Below are 5,869 nucleotides of genomic sequence, written 5' to 3'. Positions count from 1 at the left end.
ATCAGGGCGCGCTCCTTGGGAGAGAAAGTGAAGAAAGTGGCGAGCTCGAACTCGCTGAGCTCGCGCGGCATCTGTCGCATGCCGAGATACGCCAGTTGCCAGTGATCCATCGCGCTTTCTCCCAAGCGGTAGACGGACCGCCGAGATTAACGGCAACAACACTGGGGCGCAACGAGACGCCGAATACGTGCTTTATGCGCAACTTCCAGCATTAAAAATCTTGAGTCAGTAACCCATTGATTTACATGACTATCGTTTTGGCCGTTGCCTGGAAACCCGCGTGAATACTCGGGGCCGCTATCCCGGCAAACTGCAGCAATATCAAGGGCACCCCAAAGATGCGCGAATTAGCTCGAGCCGTTTCTTGACCAAAGATCTGCCTCGGCGCTTGATGCAGCCATGCGCGACTGGTTGCACCTGGTGCCACATTTCCTAAACTGTCTCTCGGAAGCGGCCCGGTCAGGCCGCATCTACAGGAGGGCATTATGGAACTTCATATGCACTCGCACCACTTTACGCGGCGAATACCTGACTGGCGTGCGACTGTGATGGCCGGCTTCGCCGCCGGGGTGGTCTTTCTGGTCGTCGAACTGGGCGCGCTATGGCTGATGGGTGAGAGCCCCTGGGTGCCGCTGCGGATGATTGCCGGGATTGTCATGGGTCCCAGCGAAGTGTCGCAAGCTGCATTTAGTGTTGGGATCATGCTCACCGCGTTGGTCGTGCATTTTGCGCTGTCCATCGTGCTTGGGCTGATCCTGGCAGGGATCATGGCACCGTTCCGCTTCGATTCGAGCGTTGGGATGGCATCGCTTGCTGGCGCTGTGTTCGGCGTCGCCGTGTATTGGACTAACTTCTATGGCATGACCCAGGTCTTCCAATGGTTTGCCGAAGCGCGCGGTGCTCTAAGTTTCCTGGCACACGTGGTGTTTGGCCTGGTCGCAGCAGATACCTATCTGAAATTGGAGAGGAAGGGGCGGTAAGAGCCAGTGAGCAACCGGTGAGGAGCAGTCCGGCTAATTCCGAGCCCCTTCTCACCGCCCCGCCAAGCGGAACGAGCATGGAGGACTTCGACAGGCTCAAGGTCGACCAGCGGCCAGCGTCGAGTTCGGTGCTGGCGGACTTTGCCGGTGCCGCGGGTCGTCCATTTCCAGCGTGGGTATAGGTCGTCCGGTGGACCCCACCCCGCTGGGGCTATCGCCCCTTCTACGACGGTCAAGGGCGCCTACCTGTATGGCGGCGAACAGTCCCGATAGCAGTCGTTCGCGACCTACCGTGCTGCTCATGGCAGGTCGCCCGTTGTCTCCCGCCACGGACCAGATTTGCGAACAAGCCGGGCAGGGCGCCGTCCAGCGCTCCGCGATGGACGGCGTTGCTCATGCGTTCTTTCTCGCTTGGGGGTAACGGTCCGGTGAGTACCGTCTTCTGCAATTGAGATGGGCAGGGCATGCTTTGATGTCCTAGCGGACGCCTATGAAGCCACTGCCCGGACCCGTCTCGGACGGACCGATTCAGCGACGCCGGTTCTCCGGAGCTTTCAAGCGCGACGTCGTCGCTTGCAGGAGCCATGTCCGAGTCATTGCTTGCCAGCTATATCGACGCGCTGCACGACGCCACGTTGTCATCGAACCCAACGCGAGCCGCCGCCGATCGTCACCATCACCTAGTTCGCGCGTGCGAGCGTCTGGTCATGAGCGGAAGCGACGCCGACATTGCACTCTCCGAGATTGCCCGGCGCAGCGGATACAGCTTGCGCGCGCTCCAACTCATCTTCAAGCGTAGCGTTGGCATGACTCCCGGCCGGTGGTTCCCGAACATGACTGAACGGCGCGCTGCGCGATCTGGTAGAAGCCGACGCTTCGTGTACCGTATCCGCGGTTGCAACGCGATGGGGCTTCCATCACTACCCCAGGGTTCTCTCAAGCATTGAGATATGCCTTCGGCGAAGTTCCGAGCGAAACAATACGGCACGCCAGAGAACACTCTTGATTCCATTGGCACTAGCGGGGCGTTGTCATCGCAGCGTGTTGCGAGCGGCAACTTGGTGGCGGTGTTCGGACATTCCATGCAAACATGGCCAGCGGCTGCAACTGGCGATCTCTTCCCCTTGATCGATTACCGGAAGCACGCTGGGCTTCCGGTCTCAGCGTCTTGGAAAATTCGTTGCGCTACCGGAGAAACGCGTACCTCATTGGGTAGGTCACGGCGTTCAGGAGAGGTCAGCGTTGGTCCTCAACCCACGCTTTCGCCCATGCGATGCCTGCCGCCACAGCCAGGTCGTACATTGGGTAGTAACCTAGAGACTCAGACGCCTCCAGAATGAGATGATCCATTTGCACGGTGCCAAAGGCCTCGAAAGAACCATCACCCAGCTGTTTCGCAAAGCCACGAACCGTGTAGTTCTTATAGCTCTCAATGCTCATGGTAGCCCCATTTTTGGAAGATCGCGGCATGTTCTGATGTGCACTTCCGCCACGATTAGACCAGGGCACGCGCCATAACCGTCCTTAGAGCCAGTCGGCAATTTGGGCAGGCATTGGTGAGGACCGCAACGTGGCTTCAGCGCCCGCTTGGTTATTGCAGACGATGCCGGATATTGAGCTCAACTGCACATAGCCCGTACGGATTTCACTGCAAGTGCTGTCCGCCGTTGATAGCGATGTTCGCCCTCGTGAGGAACGCGGCCTCAGGCGAACACAGGTACGCAACCAATGCCGCAACTTCCTCTGGCTGCCCCAGACGGCCTACAAGGATATTAGGAATAACCTTGGAATCGAGAATCGCCTGCGGCACAGCGGTCACCATCTTAGTGGCAATGTAGCCAGGCGAAACCGTGTTGACTGTCACGCCGCTCTTCAAGAGCCAGTGATTTCGTGAAGCCATGCAGTCCGGCTTTGGCAGCCGCGTAGTTGATTTGACCGAAGCCGCCCTTGGAACCGATGATGGAAGATACGTTGATGATTCGCCCCCAGCCGCGCTTGGTCATGTTGAACCCCGAGTCGAGATTGGTGCTCCTCGCGGTTATGGTAGAGACTGCATGGATGAAGCGAGGCCAGTACCTGCTCATCTGACCCTAGTATCTCCCAGCGTTTTGATAGCGCTTCGGTACCTTGCACGACGTACCACCGAGGCGTAAGAGTTGGATTACTTTGCCGCCGCCTGGGAAGCCTGCGCTGTACGACGCCGCACACCTTGCGAGGCCGCCTCCGTCGCAGTCCTGAAACTGCTCTCGGCTACCTCCACGGCCTGCTTTGCGGTTGTTTGTATTGACTCATAGAACATAGTGGTCGCGTTGACGGCTTCCTGCCAGACAGCCAGCGGCGCCTGGCCGGCTGGTGTTTGATCCCCAATGCTTCCAAGGAAGTCGTGCAGACCCTGCCTACTTGCCGTGTATTGGGCCTCGGCAACCTTATCGAATTCGGCCCGCGTCGCGGCGAAGATTTCGTACAATTGGCGGCGATACGCCAGTAGGTTGTCGACGGCAGGTTGAGATAATTCGATTTGAAATTCGACGACCTCTTTCGGGTCCTTGACTGAGAGCGCTTTCCTTGTGACTTCCTGTGTCTGAATCATGGCTGTCTTCATCGTCTGCAGATTCAGCTCCAGCAGCTTTTCGAAGCCCTCAACGGCCTTGCTCGTGAGCCCAGCCAAGGTTTCAATGCCTGCAATTTGAGCATTCCTGAATTGCTCGGGGGACCATTGGTGCATCTTGCATCTCCTAGGCGTGGCCCGCCACCTGAGCCATCCAACGACGGCGCACTGGCGCGGGAATGGGGTGAATGAAGATTGCGTCGAAGTTCGGTAATCCAGCAACGCCGACATGGGCCCTGACGAAGCGCGGACGCTGGCAGTCTCTACGGGTTAGCGCGATGCGATCATTGAGAGGCTCGGGTTGCCCGCCAATCGCTTGCGCGAACACGCCCGATGGCCTGAAGAAAAGCGTACCCTTGGGTTGTGACCCGAGGTTTGCTCTGATTGGGATCAACATGCTCGAAGGCAATCAACTGATGCGCGAGCAGCGCTTCCACGTCCGCATGGTCCAGTGCCGTTGGGTCAACGCTGTCGTTCACCAGCACCAGCGTGGCAAATTCATGATGACTCAGCACGTTCGTCTCCCAAGCAGTAGGTCTATTTTCGCTACGGGACTTCACTACCGTCCGTGACAATGGCCAGATTCTGTGCAGACCTTTCCTTAGCTCTCGGACGCGGAGGTTCTGGCTGGCGGTGGGGCGTGTTCTCGCACCCGGAACGTCCATCTTAGCCACTGGCAATTCAATGTCAATACAATTGGCGACCATGATCGCTCATGCAAACGCCATCTTTGACGACAACGACAGCACTACTCCACGCGCGACCGTCGCCGCACGGGCGGCTCAGGATGCTAGGGGCAAATGGCCGTTGATCGTATCCCCGCCAAGTGGGGTATCGGCTCGCCCACCATCTTTCTAATCTTTCGATCGGTAGGCCCGAACCACCATACCCATACCTCGCACGCCCGGCGTCCGTCAGCGTCGGGCCTTTTTTTCGGTGCGTCCGCGAGGGCTCCTGCCATTGGGTATGGACTCGCTACGATCCGGCAAAGGTGTTGACCAGAAGCAGACAATCGCGATGAAGATTTGGCGATGTCCCGCGTGGGATGAGTAGCGCTTGCGCGCACTACATTGTGTAGAGGAGAGAGGCTTATATGTCAATCGAACGGTATCGAGGATTCCAGGCGGAAGGACTGGCAAGTCCTAACGGATTTGGGGGCTTTCAAGCACATGGAGTGGTAAGCCAGCGCGGCCACGTTTTGCGCGAATCGAAATCGTTAGATCATTACACGAGTAAGGAGACGGCTGAATACAAAGGACTCCTTTGGGCGCGTTCCATCATCGACAAGTTGAATAAATCGGTCGACGGAGAACAGTGAAAAATATATCGACCGAGTGCCCGAAGTTCGCAGCTCGGATCGCCAGTCGCGCCACAGACCTGCATTTGCAAAGGGCTCGCCGTCGGGCAATCCGATGCGTCAGCGGACGGCTCTGCCCGTTTCCCAGTTGGGTGCGTAGAAAGCCCACGCAGGCAACGGTAAGTGCAGCCCATGGACGCGCACATCTCAAGGCACAACGCATGGGCATCGGGGATGGATGGAATTAGATCCCCGGTATTCCCCCGACAGGCTGTTGTTGTTAAGGATTGTTAGATGTCTGCCCTCGACTTCAGACTGTGAGAAGCGCTGGCGCCTGTGGGCAGGCGTCAAACAATCCTTAACAATCTCTGCCTCGCCCGGAGCCCGACTGGAACCTGGCCCACCGGCCGGAGCCTGCTTGTGACACATTCATTTCGCAACCCGCAAACGCTTGTCCGGCAAGGGTTGACGCAGAACTGGCCGAAATTGCTCGTCGTATTGACACACTTATTGTCGCAACGGTGACCGAATTAATACGGTCTACGGTTGGTCCAACGCATCGATCATTTCGTTACCGCGTACAACGCGTACTGCCAGCCATTTCGCTGGACTGCCACTGCGGACTCGATTCTCGTGAGGTTGCATCGACTTTGTTCACGTATTACCGGGACAGGACACTAGATCCTGACCAAATTTATGTGACGGCGAGCTCGCCATACTTATCCCTTAATCCAAAGTCTGCCTTCGTGAAGTGGAACCGTGTGCTTCCTGTTTTTCCACTTTACGTTGCGTTCCCTGATCTTCTCGAATGACCACTCACGGAAGCCAAACGCGAGCGCTTGTTCGCCGAACCATTCCTCTGCTGGTGCATGAACACCATAGGGTGCGGAGTCGCCAATCACCAGGCAGAGTGTGCTGCCACTCGTTGTGACCCGGCGCAACGCCTTGAAAGTCTCGCCCATATCGGCAAAGTACGCGGCCAGC

The 5,869-nt window shown here is 57.6% G+C and carries 6 protein-coding genes and 3 pseudogenes; 4 read left to right on the top strand and 5 right to left on the bottom strand.

The annotated features are described in order from the left end of the window. The first annotated feature begins 485 nt into the window (after positions 1-485). Entirely contained in the window at positions 486-980 is a 495-nt protein-coding gene (locus tag AC3FLX_RS33580; RefSeq protein ID WP_488701584.1) for a hypothetical protein, read from the top strand. 584 nt (positions 981-1,564) lie between these two features. Further along, positions 1,565-1,927 carry a hypothetical protein gene (locus AC3FLX_RS33575; RefSeq protein ID WP_488701583.1) on the top strand — a complete coding sequence of 121 codons (363 nt, stop codon included), beginning with the start codon at positions 1,565-1,567 and terminating at the stop codon, positions 1,925-1,927. A gap of 289 nt (positions 1,928-2,216) precedes the next feature. On the opposite strand, the gene AC3FLX_RS33570 is transcribed toward AC3FLX_RS33575, so the two are convergent. From AC3FLX_RS33570 to AC3FLX_RS33555, 4 genes and pseudogenes are all read right to left on the bottom strand, one after another. Next, positions 2,217-2,420, bottom strand: a complete 204-nt coding sequence (locus AC3FLX_RS33570; RefSeq protein WP_488701582.1) for a hypothetical protein — start codon at positions 2,418-2,420, stop codon at positions 2,217-2,219. Between the two features lie 205 nt (positions 2,421-2,625). Then, positions 2,626-3,007, bottom strand: a pseudogene (locus AC3FLX_RS33565) (SDR family oxidoreductase); the annotation flags it as partial. Positions 3,008-3,141: 134 nt separating this feature from the next. Beyond that, on the bottom strand, positions 3,142-3,705 hold the full coding sequence (locus tag AC3FLX_RS33560) for a phasin family protein (RefSeq protein WP_488701581.1): 564 nt from the start codon (positions 3,703-3,705) through the stop codon (positions 3,142-3,144). 167 nt (positions 3,706-3,872) lie between these two features. Next, complete coding sequence (locus AC3FLX_RS33555) at positions 3,873-4,103, bottom strand: hypothetical protein (protein ID WP_488701580.1); 231 nt, start codon at positions 4,101-4,103, stop codon at positions 3,873-3,875. A 578-nt stretch (positions 4,104-4,681) separates the two neighbouring features. Here AC3FLX_RS33555 and AC3FLX_RS33550 point away from each other — a divergent pair. Together AC3FLX_RS33550 and AC3FLX_RS33545 are read left to right on the top strand one after the other, a co-directional pair. Continuing rightward, positions 4,682-4,906, top strand: a complete 225-nt coding sequence (locus AC3FLX_RS33550; RefSeq protein WP_488701579.1) for a hypothetical protein — start codon at positions 4,682-4,684, stop codon at positions 4,904-4,906. A 525-nt stretch (positions 4,907-5,431) separates the two neighbouring features. Beyond that, positions 5,432-5,566: pseudogene (locus AC3FLX_RS33545) on the top strand (IS630 family transposase); the annotation flags it as partial. Between the two features lie 38 nt (positions 5,567-5,604). On the opposite strand, the pseudogene AC3FLX_RS33540 reads toward AC3FLX_RS33545, so the two are convergent. Continuing rightward, positions 5,605-5,869 (bottom strand): annotated as a pseudogene (locus AC3FLX_RS33540) (DNA modification methylase); the annotation flags it as partial.

This window comes from Cupriavidus sp. 291-E7 (assembly GCF_057798835.1).
The sequence above is the reverse complement of the archived record's forward strand: the minus strand, read 5'-3'. Positions and strand labels throughout refer to the sequence as shown.